The sequence below is a fragment of the Caldibacillus debilis DSM 16016 genome, from assembly GCF_000383875.1.
Lineage (GTDB): Bacteria > Bacillota > Bacilli > Bacillales > Caldibacillaceae > Caldibacillus > Caldibacillus debilis.
Genome location: NZ_KB912908.1, coordinates 1 through 3,103, shown reverse-complemented (window position 1 = coordinate 3,103; position 3,103 = coordinate 1). Strand labels below are relative to the sequence as shown.

Below are 3,103 nucleotides of genomic sequence, written 5' to 3'. Positions count from 1 at the left end.
TTGGGAAGTGTTGTGATGGACAACTCTATTGTAGGACGCCTTCTCTTTTTTTGCCTACTGGATAGTTCCTGTACCGAGAAAAATTTTACACATACCTTTCTCATCACCTTTGGACGGAAACTCGACCAGGTCATAAGGTTTATCCGGATGCTTGTCCAGCTGAAATATGCGCCGAAATCCGCACCTCGACCGACCCATAAGGTTTATCCGTCCCCTTTGCCCGTTTGGTTCTCCTGCCCCCCCTTTCGTCTTGGGACAGCTTGGCGAAGGCCCGTTTCCCTTCGGGTTTTCCCGAGGTTTATCCGGGAAAACTCGCCGGCCGCTCCGGCCACGGTCCGGAAATTTAAGGACGGGGCGCAGCGGGCCCGGGCGGGAAAATCCTTTTCCTTATCTTTCCCGATCGTCCGGTCCTTCGCGCGGGAAAATTCATTTTTTCATTGCCAATTTATGTGAAAAGGGAATTGGTTTCCAAGAAAGATCGGAAAAGCCCGTCAAAAATCTCGGGCGGTTTGGCCGGCGAAACGGCAGGAAGTTTCTTCGCATTTCGCCAAAGGTCATCATGAGATGCTCGCCTCCCGGCGAAATGCCGGGGCCGGTTTCCTTCCTCCCCGGACGTCCTCGGCCGAAAGGAAAGGTGAACGTCGCCGGCCCTATTGCCCGATCAGCCCAAACGCTCCCTTACCTGCGCCCTCGGACGAGCCTTGCCGCCGGCTTTGCTTGGGTGGGCGGATGGGGCTTTTTCCGCCGAAAAACCCTCCGGAACGAACCGGAGGGCTTTGCGGACGGCTGCCGCGGCGGGAAACGCCGGCCGGCAACGGCTTCGCCTCGGAATCTCATGATGCCGCGCGCCTTTCGACAAACACGGGCCGGCCGCGATGGCGCAAAAGCTTTCCCGAAAGATTCCGGCCATCCTTTCGGCTTTACGGCAGCAAATATTGTTTGAACCAATCCGCGATATAATGCAGCCGGCGGATGCGCAAATTCGGTTTTCCGCTCCGGGACAGCTCGTGGTTCGCTTCGGGGAAACGGACGAATTTCACCGGTTTCTTCCGGTGCTTCAGCGCGATGAACAATTGTTCCGCCTGCTCGATCGGGCAGCGGTAGTCCTTTTCGCTGTGCAAGATCAATAGCGGCGTCTCGATATGGTCCACGTAAGCCAGGGGAGAAATTTTCCACAATCCTTCAAAATCCGACGGATCGAGCATATGCTGAAATTCATTGAAGTAATAACCGATATCGCTCACCCCGTAAAAACTGATCCAATTGGAAATGGACCGTTGGGTGACCGCCGCCTTGAAACGGTTCGTATGGCCGACGATCCAGTTGGTCATGAAGCCGCCGTAGCTCCCGCCCGTTACGCCGAGCCGGTTCTCATCGATGAAGGAAAAACGGTTCAAGACATAATCGACGGCGAGCATCAAATCCCGGTAATCATTCCCTCCGTAATCCCCCCGCACCGCATTGACAAACTTCTGGCCGTAGCCGTGGCTGCCGCGGGGATTGGTGTAGAGGACGGCGAACCCTTGGGAAGCCAGGCACTGGAATTCGTGGAAATAGGTGTTCCCGTACATCATATGGGGGCCGCCGTGAATCTCTAAAATGAGGGGATACTTGTTCCCTTCCCGGAAGCCCGCCGGCTTCATCAGCCAGCCTTGGACGGTCTCCCCTTCCGCCCCGGCGAACCGGATCTCTTCCGGCTCGGAAAGTTCCACCCTTTCCAAAAAAGACCGGTTCACGGCCGTTAACGGGACAAGGCTTCCCCGTTCAAGATCCGCTTCATACAACTCGCCCGGCTTGACGGGAAATGCGGCGGAAACGATCGCCTTCCCCTCTTTGGAAACGGAAAAGCCGTACACATGCCCTTCCACCTTCGTCAATTGCCGCAAATTTCCCTTCAAATCGGAATAATACAGGTTGGTGTTCCCTTCCCGCGAGGCGAGAAAATATAACCCCCGGTCGTCCTCGTCCCAAACCGGTCGCGGAGCGGCGACGCCCTGCAGAAAATCGCCGATCATAAAGTCGCCGACGGCGATGTCCCAACCTTCCGACAGGCAATCGAACCGCCCTTCCTGCAAATCGTAAATCCAGATCTTGTTCAACGTCGCATTTTTAAATTCCTGTCCGTGGCCGACGACGGCCAAATACCGCCCGCTTTTCGACCAGGCGCATTGATTGAACATCCCCCGCCCCTTCGTGATATTTTCCGTCTTTCCGGTATGCCAGTCGAGGAGGTAAATATCCTGGTGGAAGGAAAGATCGTCCCCCTCGTGCATGATGTCGGAAAAGGCAAAGTATCTTCCGTCGGGGGACCACCCTTGCGGGGAAAAACTGTTCTCCCCTTCCGTGATCAGCCGGACGTCTTCCGTTTCCAGGTCCAGGACGGCGATATGCTGGTACCTCCCGTCAAATAGCCCCCTTGCGTCGGATTTGTATTTCATCTTCTCCACTTCAAGGGGCTCCGGCCTCTTCTTTTCCTCCTTCTCCTCCTTCTTCCCCTTTTTCAAAACGGTTTCCCCCGGTTTGACGCGGACCGTAAAGGCCATTTTTTTGCCGTCCGGCGACCAGACCGGGTTGGCCGCCCCCTTCTCCGCATCGGTGACCTGCTTGGCCTCCCCTCCATCCGTGTTCATGACATATATTTGCGGATCCCCGTTCCGGTTGGAAACGAAGGCGAGCCGGGTTCCGTCGGGCGACCAGGCCGGGGAATGGTTGCGGCATTTTCCGTGCGTCCATTGAAAAGATTGTTTCGTTTCCGGATCAAGGACAAAAATATTGGAATAATAATCATTTTTTTCCTCGCTGATCCCGGTGACCACATAGGCGGCCCTTTTTCCGTCCGGAGAAAAAACGGGATTTCCGACGGAAAGCAATTCATACAGATCTTCCGGTTTTACTCTGCGTTTATCTGCCATCTTCTTTACCCTCCCAAGGAAAATCTACTTAATATTTCGCCCTCCGTAATAATTTTCCTGCAAGTTTTTTCAATAAATTCAGGCGCCGGGCGTAAAATTTGGTACCGTCAAGAATTTTGTGTAATGTAAGATAGATAGGGTATCTCTGAAATAGATTTGGAATAGAGGGGGGGCTGGTTCCCCCCCAGGGG

General features: G+C 54.5%; 1 protein-coding gene. It reads right to left on the bottom strand.

Going from position 1 to position 3,103, the window contains the following annotated elements; genetic code table 11:
- Positions 1 to 920: 920 nt before the first annotated feature.
- Positions 921 to 2,912 carry a S9 family peptidase gene (locus A3EQ_RS0114365; protein WP_020155871.1) on the bottom strand — a complete coding sequence of 664 codons (1,992 nt, stop codon included), beginning with the start codon at positions 2,910 to 2,912 and terminating at the stop codon, positions 921 to 923.
- Positions 2,913 to 3,103 lie beyond the last annotated feature (191 nt).

Excerpts from the sequence above, each read along its gene's own strand:
- A3EQ_RS0114365 (WP_020155871.1), bottom strand. The coding sequence starts at position 2,912 with ATGGCAGATAAACGCAGAGTAAAACCGGAAGATCTGTATGAATTGCTT.